This is a genomic window from Arthrobacter sp. Soil762 (assembly GCF_001428335.1).
GTDB lineage: Bacteria > Actinomycetota > Actinomycetes > Actinomycetales > Micrococcaceae > Arthrobacter.
Genome location: NZ_LMSG01000001.1, coordinates 636,559 through 653,632 on the forward strand (window position 1 = coordinate 636,559; position 17,074 = coordinate 653,632).

At 64.1% G+C, this 17,074-nt stretch carries 18 protein-coding genes; 2 read left to right on the forward strand and 16 right to left on the reverse strand.

Going from position 1 to position 17,074, the window contains the following annotated elements; translation table 11 throughout:
- Nucleotides 1-115: 115 nt before the first annotated feature.
- From ASG77_RS03010 to ASG77_RS03030, 5 genes are all read right to left on the reverse strand, one after another.
- On the reverse strand, nt 116-907 hold the full coding sequence (locus ASG77_RS03010; protein WP_056340924.1) for a GOLPH3/VPS74 family protein: 792 nt from the start codon (nt 905-907) through the stop codon (nt 116-118).
- A 224-nt stretch (nt 908-1,131) separates the two neighbouring features.
- A complete protein-coding gene (locus tag ASG77_RS03015) occupies nt 1,132-1,941 on the reverse strand; it encodes a hypothetical protein (RefSeq protein WP_056340926.1) in 810 nt (269 codons plus the stop codon).
- On the reverse strand, nt 1,938-4,487 hold the full coding sequence (locus ASG77_RS03020) for a phosphoribosyltransferase domain-containing protein (RefSeq protein ID WP_056340929.1): 2,550 nt from the start codon (nt 4,485-4,487) through the stop codon (nt 1,938-1,940). Before ASG77_RS03020 ends, ASG77_RS03015 begins: the two co-directional genes overlap by 4 nt.
- Nucleotides 4,484-5,704 (reverse strand): HpcH/HpaI aldolase/citrate lyase family protein, encoded by a 1,221-nt coding sequence (locus ASG77_RS03025; protein ID WP_056340931.1) that lies wholly within the window; start codon nt 5,702-5,704, stop codon nt 4,484-4,486. Before ASG77_RS03025 ends, ASG77_RS03020 begins: the two co-directional genes overlap by 4 nt.
- Before the next feature lie 9 nt (nt 5,705-5,713).
- A complete protein-coding gene (locus ASG77_RS03030; RefSeq protein ID WP_056340934.1) occupies nt 5,714-6,169 on the reverse strand; it encodes a hypothetical protein in 456 nt (151 codons plus the stop codon).
- 13 nt (nt 6,170-6,182) lie between these two features.
- Here ASG77_RS03030 and ASG77_RS03035 point away from each other — a divergent pair, with 13 nt between their 5' ends.
- On the forward strand, nt 6,183-6,494 hold the full coding sequence (locus ASG77_RS03035; RefSeq protein ID WP_156380157.1) for a hypothetical protein: 312 nt from the start codon (nt 6,183-6,185) through the stop codon (nt 6,492-6,494).
- On the opposite strand, the gene ASG77_RS03040 is transcribed toward ASG77_RS03035, so the two are convergent.
- The 6 genes from ASG77_RS03040 to ASG77_RS03065 all read right to left on the reverse strand — a co-directional run bounded on the left by ASG77_RS03040 (nt 6,491) and on the right by ASG77_RS03065 (nt 10,314).
- Nucleotides 6,491-7,042 (reverse strand): TerD family protein, encoded by a 552-nt coding sequence (locus tag ASG77_RS03040; protein ID WP_056340938.1) that lies wholly within the window; start codon nt 7,040-7,042, stop codon nt 6,491-6,493. The genes ASG77_RS03035 and ASG77_RS03040 overlap by 4 nt on opposite strands.
- Nucleotides 7,042-7,545: a hypothetical protein gene (locus tag ASG77_RS03045; RefSeq protein WP_056340939.1), complete on the reverse strand. Its 504-nt coding sequence runs from the start codon at nt 7,543-7,545 to the stop codon at nt 7,042-7,044. Before ASG77_RS03045 ends, ASG77_RS03040 begins: the two co-directional genes overlap by 1 nt.
- A gap of 29 nt (nt 7,546-7,574) precedes the next feature.
- Nucleotides 7,575-8,768, reverse strand: coding sequence for a toxic anion resistance protein (locus tag ASG77_RS03050; protein ID WP_056340941.1), 1,194 nt, complete (start codon nt 8,766-8,768; stop codon nt 7,575-7,577).
- Between the two features lie 121 nt (nt 8,769-8,889).
- Complete coding sequence (locus ASG77_RS03055) at nt 8,890-9,471, reverse strand: TerD family protein (RefSeq protein WP_056340943.1); 582 nt, start codon at nt 9,469-9,471, stop codon at nt 8,890-8,892.
- A 38-nt stretch (nt 9,472-9,509) separates the two neighbouring features.
- Nucleotides 9,510-9,698, reverse strand: a complete 189-nt coding sequence (locus tag ASG77_RS03060) for a TerD family protein (protein WP_056340945.1) — start codon at nt 9,696-9,698, stop codon at nt 9,510-9,512.
- Between the two features lie 25 nt (nt 9,699-9,723).
- A complete protein-coding gene (locus ASG77_RS03065) occupies nt 9,724-10,314 on the reverse strand; it encodes a TerD family protein (protein ID WP_056340947.1) in 591 nt (196 codons plus the stop codon).
- 312 nt (nt 10,315-10,626) lie between these two features.
- On the opposite strand from ASG77_RS03065, the gene ASG77_RS03070 reads away from it, so the two are divergent.
- Nucleotides 10,627-11,745 (forward strand): type I restriction enzyme HsdR N-terminal domain-containing protein, encoded by a 1,119-nt coding sequence (locus tag ASG77_RS03070; protein ID WP_056340949.1) that lies wholly within the window; start codon nt 10,627-10,629, stop codon nt 11,743-11,745.
- 34 nt (nt 11,746-11,779) lie between these two features.
- Here ASG77_RS03070 and ASG77_RS03075 read toward each other — a convergent pair whose 3' ends face one another.
- The 5 genes from ASG77_RS03075 to ASG77_RS03095 form a co-directional block, all read right to left on the reverse strand.
- Nucleotides 11,780-13,285, reverse strand: a complete 1,506-nt coding sequence (locus ASG77_RS03075) for an FGGY-family carbohydrate kinase (RefSeq protein ID WP_082575795.1) — start codon at nt 13,283-13,285, stop codon at nt 11,780-11,782.
- A gap of 91 nt (nt 13,286-13,376) precedes the next feature.
- Complete coding sequence (locus ASG77_RS03080; protein ID WP_056340951.1) at nt 13,377-14,261, reverse strand: NAD-dependent epimerase/dehydratase family protein; 885 nt, start codon at nt 14,259-14,261, stop codon at nt 13,377-13,379.
- Between the two features lie 126 nt (nt 14,262-14,387).
- Nucleotides 14,388-15,014, reverse strand: coding sequence for a dihydroxyacetone kinase subunit L (locus tag ASG77_RS03085; protein WP_056340953.1), 627 nt, complete (start codon nt 15,012-15,014; stop codon nt 14,388-14,390).
- A gap of 3 nt (nt 15,015-15,017) precedes the next feature.
- Nucleotides 15,018-16,019, reverse strand: a complete 1,002-nt coding sequence (locus ASG77_RS03090; RefSeq protein ID WP_082575796.1) for a dihydroxyacetone kinase subunit DhaK — start codon at nt 16,017-16,019, stop codon at nt 15,018-15,020.
- A 73-nt stretch (nt 16,020-16,092) separates the two neighbouring features.
- A complete protein-coding gene (locus ASG77_RS03095) occupies nt 16,093-17,052 on the reverse strand; it encodes an ABC transporter permease (protein WP_082575835.1) in 960 nt (319 codons plus the stop codon).
- Nucleotides 17,053-17,074 lie beyond the last annotated feature (22 nt).

A 17,074-nucleotide genomic window follows, 5' to 3' on the forward strand; every position in this document is an offset into this window, starting at 1 on the left:
CGGAACTGATTTCACCATGGCCCCATTTTACGGGCCTAGTTTCAGCGACACGGCTGGGTTAAATACGTCCGGTACAGCGCCATGTCCATCACGTGTGCCGGCGCGGTTTCAGGCGCTACAAGTTTGCGGCTTCCTGCTCCGCCAGCCTGATCATACGAAGTTCGTCCTCCACCGCGCGGGACGGCCAATAGTCCTTCGACAGCTCAGTTGCCCGGGTCAGATCTGCCGCCGGGAAGAGCTTGCCGAGCATTCCGGACGCCTGAAGGAGGGCGATCAGCACGATGGTCCTGGCATCGGGCCCCTTGGAAACGGGCTTCGCAGCAGGCGCCACGGCGTCCGGCGTGGAACCGGGCGCCCCGGCGTCCCTGGTCGCGGAATCGGCATCAGTCGTCCCCGCATCGGCCGCCACGGAATCAGGCGCCGTGGTGGCGGGCGGCTCAAGATCGGACGGCGCACCGCTGAGTGCGGCCTGGATCTTTTCCAGGAGCGCCGACTCCGGAGCGTGGTCCTTCTCCGGGTACCGCACGGCCCGGAACCGGCCCAGGTGCTTTTCGCCGACATGTTCCACGATGCCCAGTGACGCCATGCCCTCGTAGACACGCTGCACTACGGCGCGGCCCTCCAGCATGCCTACCCACCCTTTGGGGGTGTGGGGCCGGGATTTGCCACGGATGACTTCCAGCTCGCGCTGGAAGTCCGTTGCCGGGGCGTCGCCGGTGGCCCTGATGCGCTTCCCCTGCAGCTCGATCGCACCGATCAGGTCCAGCTCGGCCAATATTGCCCCTGCCACGGTGGTCCTGAGTGCGAACACCGGCACTTCAGGTTTGCCGTTCATGTCGTTCGTTGCCAGAAGGAGGAAGGCCTGGGGAAGGTTCAGCTCCGCCGCCTTCGGTGTTTCAGCGTCCATACGAACATGGTGGCCCTGTTGGGCGCCCACCACAATGAGGATTTACAAATGCGAGCGGACGACGGCGGGACCTCCCGCCGTCGGACGCAAGGATGGCCCCGTTGATGTTGGTGATGGTGGGGCCGGGGTCCACTGCATTGAAGCGCAGGCCCTTGGGCCCGTACATCACGGCCGAGTTCCTGGTCAGGCCAAGGCCGGGCAGGCGGCCGCCTGTAGACGTGTGCTCAGCGCTGGACCAGCGCATGTATGCGTCGGGAGATTTCTTCACCCGCCAGGATGCCGCGGGCATCGGTGACGCGCAGGTGATCCCTGCGGAAGTCGACGTCGGCGAGTTCTCCGTGGGAGGGACGGAAGGCGACGTCAGCTTCGGCCAGCATCGGCCCGTCCAGCAGCGAATCCCCGGCGGCGATCACCCGGGAGGCCCCAGTCCGCCGGGCGACTTCTGCGACGGCGCTGTTCTTCGTCACCGCGTGCGGCACACAGTAGAGCTTGCGGCCCTGAACGGACACCGTCCAGCCGAGCGAGGCACACCATGCGTCCAGCTCCCGCACGAATTCCGCGGGCATGAGCTCCCGGTCCACGATGGCGTAGAGGAAGAGCTCTTCGGCCTGGCGCAGCCGGAGAATCCAGGACCGGTAGGCCTCCCGGGACAAAAACTCCTCGATGACGGCCAGCGGCGCGGAGCCTTCCGAGACCCGTTGCCCGACTGTGGTCTGCCACTCGATGTCCGGCTCGCCGTTCTTGAGCAGGACACCGCCGTTGGTGGTGACCGCGTATTCAGGCACGGCACCGGGCAGCCGGACCCGCCGGTACTGGGCCTCGGTCCGGGTGGTCACCGGGACGAAGATGGTTGTCCGGGTCAGTTCGAGCAGCAGCCGCTCGGCGGTGCGGGTCATAAACGAGATCGGCACCCCCTCGTGGAGCTCCGCAACCACCATGTCCGGTGCCAGGTGGTCGGGGACGTCCAGAAAGAAGGCCTTCGCGGAGTAGATGAGGGTCCGGTCAAGGTCCGAGGCCACCAGGACGGAATTCACAGGGCGGCCGCCGCAGTGACTCCATCGGCGCCGGATACCCCGCTGAACGTCGGATCGATGAGCCCCACGCAGCTGAAGGGCAGGTCCGGCACCTCCAGCACCGGGACACCGCGCTGCTGGGCCAGCAGCAGGATGTGGGCTATCTCGGGCGCGGCATCAGGACGCACCAGGATCTTCCACGGCACCCTGCGCAGCAGCACGCGTGTTGTCTCGCCGACTCCGGGTTTGATGAGGTTCAGGTCCTCGATCCCGTGTTCCCGGCCGAGGCTTTCCACGGCGAGCCTGCCGGCCCAGGTGGGCGTCCGGTCCGCGGCCAGCAGCGCCCCGGCTTCTGCCCGGGCGAACGATTCGACGGTTGGGAAATGGCCAGAGACGGCGGCCAAGAACTCCCGCGAGACGTCGTCACCGCGCAGCTGGTGGTAAAACTTGGCCCCGTGGAAGTCGTCGGGGCCGATGAACTCCGTGTTGAAGACCGTGCGGGACACGAGCCCGGACACCGTCGAGTTCAGGCAGGCGGAGGGTATGAGGTAGTCCTCGCGCGTGCCGTACATGGCGGCGCAGTGCCCGGGATCGGCGAGCACGGCGAGGTCCTTGGGGAAGGCAACACCGTCGGTTTCGGCGAAGCGGTCGAGGCCGGCCGAGAGCTCGCGGGTGATCGCGCCCTTTCCGGTCCAGCCGTCCACAAAGAGGATCTGCTCCGGGTCATGGTGGGCGGCCAGGTATCGCAGGGCCGTCTGGTCCGGCCCGACGCCGCGCACGATGCTCATCGTGTAGTGGGGAAGGTCGATGCCGTGGATCTGCTGGGCCCAGCGGCGCATCAGGATGCCGACCGGTGTGCCGGCCCTGGCCAGGGAAACCAACACGGGCCGGTTCCGGCGCGCTGCCAGCGCCATCTCGGTCACGGTGCCCACGGCCTGCGCGACGCGCGCGGCGGAGCGTTTCAAGGCGTCCCGGTACAGCTGCTGGTACTGCTGCGAGGGCGAATATTCGATCGGCAGGGACTGTGCATAGCTCGCCCTGCCCGATTGCATCGCGGCTTCACGATCGGCCGCGGGCGCTTCCAGCGCGGCATCACCGATGTCCTGGAGCAACCAGGTGACTTCCTCCGGTGCGTAGGAACCGAACGCCGGTCCGGCCAGCGGCGCCGGGAGGACGGGTGAGGCGGGCAGGAGGACGACCACGACCGCGCTGCACACGGCGACAAGCGCCTCCGTCACGCTGCCGGGACCCGAGAGGACCTCCGCGGGGGTCCCGGGTTCGGGCATCAGGACGATCGTGCCGAATCTGCGGTGGACGGAGGAAACATTGTGGGCGAAGCGCACACCGGGGCCGTCCACGGTGACGTCATGGCTGGCGAACCGCACCGTGCCCGTGATGGCGTAATCCGGGCGGTCCAGGGCGACGATCGGGGATCGGGTGGTAGTGGAGAACCGGACGCCGCGGTCCGGATTCAGCCGGTCCAGTGCATCGGCCACGGCCAGGGGCACGTGGATGAACTCCTCGCTGCCCAGGACCAGCACGGACTCCGCGCCGGCCGCCTGCGGAAGGGCCCGGTGGATCGACTCCCCGACGTCGGCCAGCGTAGCCGCGGCGGGGGAACCGCCGTTGCCGAACCGGTCGCTGCGGACAGCTGCGCCGACCGTCCCGGGCCTGAGGAAGGTCACCGTTCCCGGTGCCCAATCGGGGGTTGCCGGCGCCTGCGGCAGCGCGGCCACCACCTCCTCGGCACGCTGGAGAATGTCCGCGCCCAGGGTGATCTGCCCCGTGCCCAGAGCCACCACCCGGATGCGGGTCCCGAGCCGCTCAGCGAGTTCGTCGAACCGGGCCCGGTCCCCCGGTGTCCGCAGGTCCACGAGCGCAGCCACCGTGTAGCTGGGATGGGGAGCCAGGGCGTGGAGTTCGGTGATGGTGTTGATGATCGTGGCCCCGGTGCTGAGTTCGTCGTCCACCAGCACCACCGGTTCCGGGGCGTTCAGGCGCCGCGGATCCGTGGGCAGCAGCCGGTGTGAGGTGGCGTGCGAATGTGATTCCTCGAAGGACCCGTAGGCGGCGGCGCCCGCCGGGGCGTGCCGGGAGGAATGGATGTAGTACGAGCCGATCGTGTCAGCCACAAGCCGTCCCAGTCCGGTGGCGGTCTCCGCGTAGCCGATGGTGATGATCTGCTGGTTGCGGGTCTTCAACCCGGCGAGCTGAAGACGGAGGCTCTGCAACGCGGCCCGCCGGCCGCCGTCGTGCGTTTCCCCGCGCAGGAGCGCGGCGAGCCCGGCCGCAATGGTCGGAGTGACGGAAACGGATTCCGGGGTATCGGACAGAGCCTCGCCGACGAGCACTCCCAGCAACTCACCGGCGGCTATGACCAGCCCGGGTTCAGAGGGGACGTGTTTGCCGAGCACCCGGGACACCAGGAGGTGGGCCCGCTTGGGGTTGCGGCGCAGTGCCAGTCCCACGAGGTCCTCGACCGGTAGCAGGCTCGCGGAGTGGTCCGTCGTGATGCCGACGCCGAGGGCGTCCCGCACAAAACCGCCGGTCCAGATGTCCTGGCTCAATTCATGCTCGCTTCCAGAAGGTCAACGTAAGTGATGTTCTCGGCGGCAACACCAAACGCTGCGGCACGCAGCAGCGTCTGGCCGGCCCAGGCCTGATGGGGCTTCATCTCATTCATCTTGTTGCCGTACGGCGAGGCCGAGGCGCCGCCGCCGTTCTTGCCGGCGATCTCCAGCGCGTCCACGTATTCCTCGTGGCTGACGACGCACATGGCATGGACCAGCGGGACATGGGTGGGGTGGATGACCGTCTTGCCCAGCAGCCCGTTGGCCAGGTCCAGTTCGATTTCGCGGATCAGCCCGTCGAGGTTGGCCGTCAGAATCCGATCGCGCAGCGGCATCTCATTTGCGTCGGCGAAGGGAGTGCGCCGCAGCAGGGGGCGCAGCACCCGCTCGCTGTTGCTGTAGTGCTCCCAGACCGGGCCGGAGATCACGAATCCTTTGTCCGGCCGGCCCAGCATATTCACGATGTCCCCGATCACGGAGGCGACCACCTTGACGTCATAGATGGTCAGGTCCCGGGAGCGGCGCAGGCCGAAAGCACTGGACATGTCCGTGGCGCCCACGCGGACGGCCAGGACATCCTCCTTGTTGGCTTGCAGCACGTCGCAGATACCGGACAAAGTCCTGGCCCGGGTCTCGCCGTGGATCACGAGTGGAGATTCCATGATGGGCATGATCCGCAGCCTGCGGCCGCCCCCGCGGGAAGCGTTGATGGTATGCAGGGCATCCAGGAACCGCTGGGCCTGGCCGGTCTCATTCTCGAACTTCGGAATGACAAAGCCCACCAGCAGGTCCAGTGCCTTGCCGCAGCGGCTGGCCAGGCTCAGCATCTGTTCCGGCGTGCGGACCCGGAGAAACAGCAACGGCCCCTCGTCGGAGTGAAAGGCTCCGACAGCGTCGCTGCCGATGCCGCTCCCGCGGCGCGGCCCGGCGGAACCGGCATGCAGCCGGGTCAGCGTGTTCACGACGTTGGTCTCTGCGGAGTCCACCGCATCATCGGCGATGGAATCCTCGAGGCAGATCACCATGCTCAGGCAGCCGCGGGCCGCCTGTTTGCGGATATCCTGCGCCAGGTTCGGGCGGTCCGCCGGAGTGTAGAGCGTGGCGCCCAAGGCCACGGCCAGCACCGCTGGCGCCGAGCCCAGGCTCAGCTCCTGCGGAGCGATGTGGAAAAGGCGCGAGGCATTCTCGTCGCTAAGAAAACTGAAATGGCGCATGCCGTCCCGTCAGTGTCCCTGCCGACGGGCGGCAGCGTTGGTGGTCATGGAAAAGCCGAATTCCTGCCAGAGCTCCGCGGCGTCGGCGCGGGCCGGCACCGGTTCGGCGCGCAGCTCGATGACTCCATCGATCGCGGTCAGGGACAGGATGTATCTGAGCTCCCCGCTGGCCGCGGGCAGCGTCACGGTGCCGCCGTCGAAGATCTCCACGGTCAGCGGGGCCGAAGGCTGTCCGATAAAAAGCGCCCGGCGCAGCTCGCGGATATGCCGAAGGGCCACGACGGCGGTCGCGTCCACGTAGCCGACCAGCGGGCGGTTTCCCGAGCACTTGATGGAAGTGCCGGAGACGGCGCCGAGCACGGTCATTGCCCCGGTCACGCGTTCTGGGCTTTCCCATGCCGCCGAGGTTGCCCCCGTCACCAGCAGGCCGCCAATCGCCGACTGGCGCCGGTCGAGGCGGATCATCGGTGTCCGGGCGTTGAGCAGCCTCGTCTCGCCGATCCCGGGAGCCGGAAAGAGCCTGGTGGGCCGGGCCTCGGCTGCCGGCCGGGCTCCGGCCCATGGGGTCGCCGCTGACGTGGCTGGTGCTGGCGATATGGGCGCGGACGATCGGCTTAGGGACAGCGACGTCACGGCTGCCGGGGCCGCAGGGGACACCGGAGACGACGGCGGCGCTGTCGCCGGGGCGGGTGCCGGGGCGGATGTTTCAGCGCGGGCGGCCGGCTTGACCCGGCGGCTGAGGTACGTGATGTCCGTGCGGGTGCTGGACCTGTTCAGTGCCATCGCCTAGACATCGAACCGGAAGTCGGCTGCCACGCCGCGCAGGCCGGTCGTGTAGCCCTGGCCCAGGGCCCGGAACTTCCAGTCCTCGCGGTGGCGGTACAGTTCGCCGAACATCATGGCGGTGATGTTGTCCTGCGGGGACTGGGGAATATCGAAGCGCACCAGCTCCTGATTCTGTGCGGTAGCCACCCGGATGTACTGGCCGCGGATGGCGGAGAAGGTGCCGGGCCCGCGGAGATCGGGGTCCACGTAGACAATGAACGTAATCTTGGCGACGCCGGCCGGCACCAGGGACAGGTCGACGTCGATCTGCTCCTGGTCCTCGGTGCCGGCGAAGGCCACCGAGCCCTCCGGGCTGGCGATCTGGTTGAAAAATACCAGGTGATCGTTCGAGACGGCCCGGCCGCCGGCGTCGCACATAATCGCCAGGGGAACCAGCTCGGACTGGGGCCCCCGGCTGGGAATGGACTGCCAGCCCAAGCCGACCAGGATCTTGCTCAGTCCCGGGTTCTCGGCCGTCAGCGCGGCGTTGGCCCCGGCCACCAGATTGCCCATCAGCGGCCTTCCAGCCGAAGTGCGGACGGCGCGAACTTATCCTCGAGGAACCGGCCGTGGGTAGACAGCTCGGCAATGGCACCGATCCGCACCTGGTTGGCCAGGTCACGAGCTATTTCCTCGAGCGTGGCGAACTGTTCCGCCAGCAGCCCCGTCGGTCCCGACTCCTCGGTCCTGGCGCTGTCCGGGAGCGCCAGATACGTGCGCAGGGGATCCGGGATGTAGCTGCAGACGATGGAATTCAACAGCACCTGCTGCTCCATCGACGCACCGTGCTCGGCCATGTGGCTGACCAGCGGGCGCAGCACATCGTCGATTTGGCGCAGCTGCGAGGACACCGACGTCGGCAGCTCAGCGCCGGCCCGCCGGATGGCGCTGCGCAGGTTGTCCAGGGATCCGGCGGTCTGCGCCAGCTCGGCGTCGGCCGTTGGCTCGGGAGCCTGTTCAGCGATGCCCGGCGCGGGGGCTCCGCCGAACAGGGAGCCGATGAACTTACCAATCACTGCGGTACCGCCTGCTGCTTCGCTGTCACTTAGTCTGTCTGGCCCTGCCGTGCGCGTTCCAGGTACGGCTTGGCCTTCTGCACACTGGCTTCGAGTGCCCCGACGGTGCTCTCCATGTTCTTGGCCGCCTCCGACCGGAAGGTGTCGATGGCATCCATCGTGGCGAAGACGTTGTCGAAGGCCTTCTGCAGCGTCTCCACGCTGACCCCGGAGCTGGACGCCTGCTGGTGGATTCGGGAAGTCTGGTCCTTGAGCATTTCGCTGGTGCTCAGGATCATGTTGTTGGTGGTGGTATTGACGGCGTCGATCTGGTCCAGGACCATCTTCTGGTTGGCCAGGGCCTGGGCCACGATCACCGCCGTGCGCAGGGCAGAGATGGTGGTGGTCCGCGCCCGCTCCACACCCTTGATCAGTTCAACGTTGTTCTTACGGATCAGGTCCATCGCCAGATACCCCTGAACCGAGACGGCCAGCTGGGTCAGGATGTCCTGGTGGCGCTGGCGCACCGGGAACAGGACGTCCGCCTCCATCTTCTGCGCCTCGGTAATCTGCCCGGCGGCGCGGGTGGAGTCGATCTTCTCCACGCAGGCGGCATCCAGTGCCTTGGCGAAGACGGCATATTCGCTCAACGCCTGCATCGTTTCCCAGAGCTGGACTTTTTCGTTGGCCAGGCTGGCATTGTCCTTGAGCAGCTCGTCCTGGCCCGTCATCAGGGCCTTGATGATCTGGTTCAGCTGGGTCTGCGCCGACTCGTACTTCTGGAAGTACTTGGCCAGCTTGTTGCCGCCGGGGATGAAGCCCAGGATCTTCTTGCCCACGCTCATGTTTGCCGCGTTGGGGGTGAGGTCCTCCACCGTGCTGCGCAGCTCACCCAGGGTGTTGGCCACCGCAACCTGGGCGCTGCTCCCGGACTTCTTGGCGCCGGCAATGGACGTCGAGGAACGCTCAAGCAGCCTGCTGGACGAGTTGCTGGACGCGGTGATCTCGGCGCTGCCGATCTTATTGATGCCATCGACCTGCGCGGAGAACTCCGGACTGCGCGCGTCCAGTTGGGCCAGGCCGGCCACGAACTCCCTGGCCTGCTGATTGATCTCGGCCCTACGGTCGTCGGGGACCGGCACCATGCCGGGAGCATCTTCGGGCTGGACTATGGCAGGGGCGTCCGGAGCCTGAAGCACCAATGAAGCCTCTGCGGCGTCGGGGGGAGTCAACGGAGAATTCATGATGCTGCCTTTTCAAGAGATCGGTGGTGTCCCGGTTGCAATTGGCCGGGACACCACCTGAGGTGGAAACCATGCGGAGCGGAAGTAGTCAGTCCGGACTCTACCCAGTCCGGGAGACTAATCAGCTAAGGTCGACGCCGAAGTCCTTGGCGATGCCGGCGAGTCCGGTGGCGTACCCCTGTCCGACGGCCTTGAACTTCCAGTCACCGTTGTTGCGGTAGACCTCAGCGAAAATCATCGACGTTTCGGGCGCCGCGTCCTCGCTCAGGTCGTAGCGGACGATTTCCTTCTCATCGATCTGGTTGACCACCCGGCAGTAGGCGCTGCGCACCTGGCCGAAGTTCTGGCCGCGCGTTTCACCCTGGTCGATGGAGACCACGATGACAACACGCTCGACGTCGGCAGCAACCAGGGAGAGATCGATCAGGATCTGTTCGTCGTCGCCGGCGCCTTCGCCGGACCGGTTATCCCCCAGGTGGCTGACGGAGCCGTCCGCGGCAGCGGGCTGGTTGTAGAAAATGAAGTCCGCGGAGGACCGGACCTTGCCGTCGGCCGCCACCAGGAGGGCGGAGGCGTCGAGGTCGAAAGGCTCACCCGTCGTCGTACGCGGGTCCCAGCCCAGCCCCACCACAGCCTTCGACAGACCTGGTGCGCTCTTCGTCAGGGACAGATTGCTGCCTTTTGTAAGGGTTAGTCCTGCCATGTTTGTACCATTCCTTCGTGTTGAATCGGTCTTGCGAACTAGTCCAGCGAGATGCCGAAGTCGGTGGCGATGCCGCGGAGGCCCGTGGAATAGCCTTGGCCAACCGCCCGGAACTTCCATTCGGCACGGTTGCGGTAAATCTCGGCGAAAATCATCGACGTTTCAGGTGCCGCGTCCTCGCTCAAATCGTAGCGGACCACTTCATGATCCGTGTCCTGGTTCAGCACACGGCAGTAGGGATCCTTCGAACGACTAGAGGACGGCGGCAGCTGGTGCGATCAGATCCGCGACCGAGCGGCCCTGGGCCCGCTCCCCGATGGCCTTAAAGGTCCAGCCCGCGCCGTCACGGGAAACTTTGGACATGATCATGGCCGAATGGGTTCCCGAGTCGGTCAGCTGGTACTTGGCGATTTCCGGGCTTCCTGCCGTGGAGTCGTCCACCAGCCGGCAGAAGGCATTCTGCACCTGGTCGAAGGTCTGGCCGGTGTAGCTGCTGATGACGAACACGATGTGTGCCACGGCCGGGGAGACGAGCTCCAGGTTGACCAGGATGGTCTCGTCATCGCCGGCGCCGTCGCCCGTCAGGTTGTCCCCGGTATGACGCGTGGAGCCGTCTTTGCTCTGCAGCTGGTTGTACCAGACCTGATCCAGCGACTTGCCGGCCGCGTCAAAGAAAATGGCCGACGCATCGAGGTCCACCTCCACGGTCTTGGCCTTTCCGAAAAAGCCCTTTTTGACCGGAGCCGCTGAGTCCCAGCCCAGCCCCATTTTGGTTTTAGTGAGCGAACCGCCGTCTTTTTTGGTCAGCGACAGCGACTGGCCCTTCTGCAAGCTCAATCCCATAATTTCTCAACCTCCAGCTAGTTTGAAAATACTCGCGTCCTCAGGTCCCAACGACCCCGGCCATGCGCTAGTTCCGTGCGTGCATGTGAAGTTAGAGGGGGTGAAGACGCAGACCATGCCGAGCAGGCCAGGTTCGAGAGCGATCCTAGCCGGAATAGAGGTGATGTCGAAGCCGTGGCGCGGGCGGAGCCGGACAAGGCGGCCGTGTATGGTCTCGTCTAATTGGCGAATCTCAAAAGCAGGACGGTTCTTGCTGGAAGGCATTCACACGAAATCAATTTCCAGTAGGGATTGAATTCAAATGGGGGAAAAATGACAGACATCAAGTACCAGGCGCGTCTGCAGGTGCTGTCTCAGTGGGCGACTGAGGCAGCTGGGCAGGGTCACCTCGTTCCGCGCATCGCCGATCTGGAGGCCATCTCCGCGGCGAGGACCGTCGATGCCCCGGGTGTGAGCAGGGAGGCCGTCCAGCCATGGTTGCCGACAATCCAGTGGCTGTTGAAACAGGCTGCTTTTGGTGTTGTGGACCCGCATGTCCAGCTCCCCGACGAATTGTCGCGGCCCGTGCGTGCGGCCCACGCTCTCCAAGTCGTTCCACCCGACGAAAATTCAGCCGACGCGCCGGCGCCGCCGGCGATGGAAGTAAGCCTCGTGGCGGTCGTTCCCCCGGACACGGAACACGGAAGCAGCCACGCCGCCGAAGCCGTCACAGTCATCGCGGAGATCAAACCCGCTCCCCCCATTGCCAAGGGACCGAAGTGGGAGTCCGAGGCCCATGAGCAGGTTAAAGGCGCCGTTCAGCGATTCACCAAACCACTCCACGATCTCCTCACCCGTGATGCCAATGAGGGCGACACCCGCCTTTTGATTACGGACATGCTCTGCGAGGGTTTGGGCTATGACAAATTCCGCGACCTGACCACCGAATACATGGTCAGGCAGGATTTCGCGGACTACGGCGTCAGAATTGACAAGCAGCTGATTGCCTTCATAGAGGTCAAACGGGTGAGCCAGAAACTCAATGAGCGCCACCTTCGCCAGGTCCAAATGTATGCGGTCAACGAGGGTGTGGAATGGATGATCCTCACCAACGGCCAGGTCTGGCAGGCCTACCACCTGACCGGCGGGCTCCCCGTGATTTTGAATCTCGCCTTCGAAGTTGACCTCCTCGGCCCTGAATCGCTGGAGGCAAAAGCGGACAAAATGTTCTTCCTCCACCGAGAGGCGCTCAAGCGCCGTCGGATCGATGAGCTGTGGAAGCACCGCGCGGCAACATCGCCGGATGCGCTGCTCGACGTCATCCTGTCCGACTCGGTGCTGGACATCATCCGCAAGGAAATCAAGCGGAATACCGGGATCACCACAACGGTCCAGACCTTGGCGGCAGTGATCCGGACAGAGATAGTTGACCCTAAGCTTCGCAACAGGTAGAGCGGACGACGGCGGGACCTCCTTCAGGCAACCATCAGGCAGTTCTAAGTCGCACCAACCCGTGCGTGATCGAAGCCGTGGCTTCATATATTTCGCGATACAGCCCGTATAAGGCTCGGTACCTCGCTGCGGTCTCCTCGCGTGGCTTGATCACTGACACAATAGGATTCCACTGTCGAATCGATACGGGCTTCAGGGCATTCGCAGCTAAGTATGCGGCTCCAAAGCTGGCACCGATGGTTACCGCCGGCATCTCCTGGTCCAGCCCGGTGACATCAGAAACAATCTGCGTCCAGAGCCCGCCCTGCGTGCCACCGCCTACAGCGATGGTGCGCTGCACCTCACCACCCAGATTCTCCAGCGCCTCGACGTTGTGCCGTACGCCAAACGCGGTGGCTTCCAAGGTGGCCCGGTACAGATCCCCGCGCGTGTGATCCAGTGTCAGTCCTGCGATGAGGCCCCGTGCGTCCGGGTCAGCAATGGGCGTCCGTTCGCCGGCAAAATACGGCAGCATCAGCAACCCGTTCGCGCCGGGACCTGAGCCTTCCGCCTCGGACAACAGGGTGGAAAAGTCCGGCGAGCCAAGGATTTTACGCAACCAGCCAGTGATAGCACCGGACGTTGCCATACCACCCGCCAGGTTATAGGTTCCCGGCATTGCGCCCACCGTGCCCCACATCAAAGACGAGGTTTTCCTGGCCTGAAGAGTGTTTATCAGGAACATCGTCGTGCCGTACATCAACATCAAATCACCGGGATTCTGGGCGTCCACGCTTAAGGCTTCTGACCAGGCATCAATGGTTCCACCGATGACGGGAGTCCCTGCGGGGATACCCGTCAGGCCGGACACTTCGGTGTTCACGTGGCCGACGATGTCACCGGGCCAGACCAGCCGAGGCAGATTGAGGGATTGGATCAGCCTTCCCGCAAACGGTGCATGCCAGTCATGGCGGCCGGTGTCGTACATGGGCGTGCACTGGCTGGCGGAGTGGTGATCGAGAATGTACTCACCCGTCAGCTGGTAGGCCAGCCAGGAACTCGGCATGAACAGCATGCGCGTCCTCGAAGCAACGTCGGGCTCATGGTCAGAGATCCAAGCCAGCTTTGGCCCCACGGACTGTGTCGACAACCCGGAACCGCATCGATCGACGATCGACTGTTCACCCAGTTCTGAGGTGAGGTACTGGATCTGGTTTACAGCCCTGCTGTCGACTCCATAGAGAATCGCGGGACGCAGCGGCCGAGCTTGCTGGTCAGCAACGAGCACGCAAGGCCCCATACCGCTCACGCCGACCCCCACCACGCTGACATTGTCAGTAGCCGTAAGTTCCCGGGATATTTGCTTGAACTCGTCCCACCAGACGCCGGCGTCCATTTCGACCTGGCCTGGAGCGGGTCGGCTTACGTCGTGGACGCAAACCGCCGTCGCATGAATCTTGCCCTCGAAGTCCACCAAGACCCCTTTGCTGCTGGAGGTGCCGATATCCACGCCCATGACAACGTCCACCACCGGATGCCGCCTTCCTGCTTCATTGCCCATCCGCTTTGAAGCGGACGGGCAGATCATTGATGGCCAGCTTCGGTACCACAGGCCTACTAAAACCATGGGCCCGACGTGCCCCGATGAGTGCCTATCGCTGGATGGCGTGCCCCTCGGCGTCCAGGTGATCCCGCCAGGACCGCTTGGCTTTCCACCCAAGCATCCGGTTTGCCTTCTCACACGAGATCCCTGAGGAATCCACCCGGTCCAGTGTCCGCAGCTCGATCTTGTCTCCGTAATACTCCTTGAGCATCTGGGCAAAATCCCGTCCACCGACGTTGTCAGGATTGGCGATATAGAACACCTCGTGGCCGGGGATGTTTGATTCAACAGCAAGGACTATCGCGTCAGCCAGATCCTCGGAATCCACGTAGCTCCACAGATTGGGACTCAGCTGGGCGGCATCCCGGACCTGGCTGCCCAGGTTTCGTTCATAGTTTCCAGGATGCTGCACATGGCTGGGCCGGATGGAGATGCACCGCATGTTGCTGCGTCGCACAGCCGCATCGCACAGTTCCTCGCCAAATAGTTTTGACAGCGCGTAGGGGTCCTGCGGCCGGATCGGATGAAGTTCATCAACCGGTGCATAATCCGGAAGGACCGGAACTTCAGGGAAGAAAAACCCCGGCACCGTTTCACTGGAAATGTTGACGAACACCTTGACTCCCGCACGGACGGATGCCTCGATCATGTTGAACGTGCCCATGATGTTGTTCTGGAATACCACGTGCGGGGGATTGTGGGTGGGTTCGGGAATCGCCCCGGCATGAACCACCGCATCGAAGCCGCGAACGATCCCGTACACCTGGCCCGCATCTGTGAGGTCCGCCTGCTGATAGTCCGGTTCGCCGGGCAGAATTCGGTCAAATGCGTGGCGGCCCAGGTCCGATCCGGTGACCTCATGCCCAGCTGCGATCAGCGCGCCGACCACCGCGGTGCCAACCTTGCCGCGGGAACCTGTAACGAGAACTTTCATTTTCCACTCCCTGTGACTTGGTTACCTCTGAAAGCCGGGGGCTGCCTGGCTTTAAACCGCCCGAGTTCCGGTGCAGGTGCTGTGCCGGGACCGGCTACAGCCGGTCCCGGCACAAAGCATGAACCGCTAGGACTTGGTCCGCACCGAAGCTGTGCGCCACGATTCGAGGAACCGCAGCATCGCCGTCGCACCGGGGTCCTGGAGACCTATGCTTCGTTCCTGGAGCCACGCCGCCCGGCCCCGCCTCGAGCGCAGCGAACGCGTGTCGATCACAGCCTTTTCGGCGGCCGATATGGCCGCATCCAGTCCGCTCGTTCCGTCGTCGCCGGCATCAAGTGCATCCGCCGCCGGCATAATCGCATCCACGATGGTCTTGTCGCCGATTTGCGTCTTGCCTCGCTGGGCAATGTTTTCGCCGGCGGCCCGCACAAAGCGGGCGGCGGCCCGGATATCCACGTCTTCAACGTCTTTCCACACTTTCGATCCGGCGAGAAGCCCGCCCGCTACCAGCGCTGCCATCGTAGACGGGTTGGCGTTAGCGAAAGCCTTGGCGCACGCGCGGGCAATTTCCGACGGGCTGGCATCCTGCGGAATTTCAGCCAGGGCTTCAATCACTGCGCCGGCACCGAGCGTGATCGTAATGCCGAGATCGCCGTCTCCCAATGCCTGGTCGAGGTCCCGCAATTCGTCCGCGTACGCCACAACCTCCTTCAGGCTGCCCTGGATCTGTTCAGTGAGTTCTGTCGAGCGCATGGTTCAAACCTCCAGGAAGAAAGGTGAAGACGCCGGCGCTTCAAGGAGCGCCAGCCGTTCGTCGTTGAGCTTGAGAAGCGAAATCGAGGCCCCGGCCATCTCAAGGCTGGTCGCGTATTCGCCAATGTAGTTTTTTTGAATGGTCACGCCATGCCCTGAGAGTTTCTGGTGCACGCGGCGGTACATGACATAGAGCTCTTCCAGGGGCGTCGCGCCCATGCCGTTCACCAGCACAGCAACCCGGTCGCCGTCGGCGAGTTCCAGATCCTCGACAAGCGCCCCAACCAGTCGGTCAGTGATGGCGTCCGCAGACTCAAGTGCACCGCGGTGGATACCGGGCTCACCGTGGATGCCGATGCCTATTTCCATTTCCCCGTCCGGCAGGTCGAAGCTCAGGGCAGCTGTCGTGGGAAGGATGGTGGGTGAGAGCCCGATTCCCATCGTTGCGGTGTTGTCCACGATGTCCTCGGCGGCCGCCGCCACTTCATCGAGGCTGTCCCCGCGTTCCGCCGCAGCCCCTGCTGCCTTGTAGGCGAAGATCAGCCCGGCAACACCACGGCGCTCCAGGCGGTTGTCCTTTGGCTGGCTGGCCACATCGTCACGTCCCACAACGGTCCGTGTCTCGATGTCTTCAAGCTCCGCAAGATCCGCGGCAAGGTCGAAATTGAAAACATCTCCGCCGTAGTTGCCGTACAGGTAGAGCACTCCGGCCCCACCGTCAACGGCTTTTGTGGCTTCAAAGCACTGCTGTGAACTGGGCGAGCTGAACACATTGCCGATCGCGACGCCGGAGCACAGGCCCTGGCCGACATAGCCCTTGAACAGCGGCAGGTGGCCGGACCCGCCACCCGTTACGATGCCCACTTTGCCCTTGACTGGCGCGTCGGAGCGAACCATGATCCTGGGGTCCTCGCCCGGCGTCTTCAGCTTGCTGGGGTGGGCGAGGATAATGCCCTCGATCATTTCGTCTACGAAGTCGACGGGATTGTTGATGATTTTCTTCACGTTGTTCCTTCTGTTGATGCAGGAGTTCGATGGGTAGATGCGCTGTGTTGGCTGGAGAGCCGGCGGCGCAGGCCTAGGTCGGCTGAAGGACCGGTTTTCGGTTACGGCGCCGGCGCCATTTGATTTGTTCTGCCGCCATGGCAGCGACGAGGATCAGGCCCTGCGCGATGGCGTACTGATAGGACGACAGCCGCAGGGCGGTGAACCCGCTGGAAACGATTTCCAAGGTGAGTGTTGCGAGCACTACGCCGAAAACGGTCGCGAAACCCCCGTTGGGGTTGGTACCGCCCAACACGGCAATGACAATCACAAGCAGGACATAAGAGGCCCCGTAGTCCGCAGACGCCGTGGGGTTGCGGGCAATGAAGAACACGCCCGCGATTCCGCTGAGGAGTCCAGTCATCAGATAGGTGCTCATGAGTATTTTGCGGCTGGCAATGCCCGAGTACAAAGCCGCCGTCGGATTCGCACCCTGGAGCTGGATCCGCAGGCCAAGGGGCGTGCGATTGATGACGACGCCGATGGCAACGGCAACCAGGACAAAGAGACAGAAGAGCGTTGGAACTCCGCCGAGTGTCGACGCGCCAATGCCCGTCAGCACCTCAGGCGACCCGTAAAGGGTTTTGCCGCCGGTCCAGGCAACCGCAATTCCGTTGAAAATCTGCATCGTTCCGAGCGTCGCAAGAATCGGCGTGATGCCTAACCCTGAAATGAGAAGGCCGTTGATTGCCCCACCCAGGACACCAACTGCCACACCGGCGAGGACGATCACAGGGAACATCTGCTCGGCCTGGCCTGGATCGTTGGCAGCCATCGCTGTGAACAACGTCGCCATCGTGATGGCTGAGAGGTTAGCCATCGCTACCAGGGACAGGTCGATCCCGCCCGTCAGCATGGCCAGCATCATCGCAATGGCAAGAACGCCGATTTCCGGTGAATTGAGCGCGATGTTCCGGAGATTCGTCCCGCTGAGGAAGATCGAGGGCCTAAGGGCAGCAAAGATGACGAAAGCGACCGCCAGCAGAATAAGCATCCTGCGGACGCCGCCTTCAATG